General features: G+C 66.4%; 1 protein-coding gene. It reads left to right on the top strand.

The genetic code is table 11. The features are described 5' to 3' along the window. Positions 1–179, top strand: a 179-nt coding sequence (locus FNX44_RS27810; protein WP_173019338.1) for a glutathionylspermidine synthase family protein, incomplete at its 5' end; no start/stop codon positions are given. Positions 180–387 lie beyond the last annotated feature (208 nt).

Here is a 387-nt window from a genome sequence, read left to right as displayed (position 1 = left end):
GCTGCTACCAGGCCCTGCGCCCCCTACCGGACTTCGACGGCAACCGCGTCGTCCTGGGCACCTGGGTGGTGGCGGGCGAGTCCGCGGGCCTTGGTATCCGCGAGTCTTCCGGCCTCGTCACGGACGAGTACGCGCGGTTTCTGCCTCATGTCATCCTCCCCGTGGAGGAGGGTGGGTGAAGGGCGCCCGAGGGCCTGTGCGGGTTTGCTTGCCTGGCCGCCCTTCACCAAGAACCCTATGCGACCTCCTTCACCCAACCGGCACACTTCCCGTCCCCGGTTCGAGTGATCCCCCAGCCCCGATGTGTACGCGCTGCGACATCAGTGGTCTTGAGGTGGGTGGGCTTGTTGCATGATCGGGCGGCGTCTGAACTGGCTTGTTCTGTGG

Origin of the sequence: Streptomyces alkaliterrae (assembly GCF_007097205.2) — a bacterium.
Classification (GTDB): Bacteria; Actinomycetota; Actinomycetes; order Streptomycetales; family Streptomycetaceae; genus Streptomyces; species Streptomyces alkaliterrae.
Note: the sequence above shows the minus strand (reverse complement) of the source record. Positions and strands in the feature narration are given on the sequence as shown.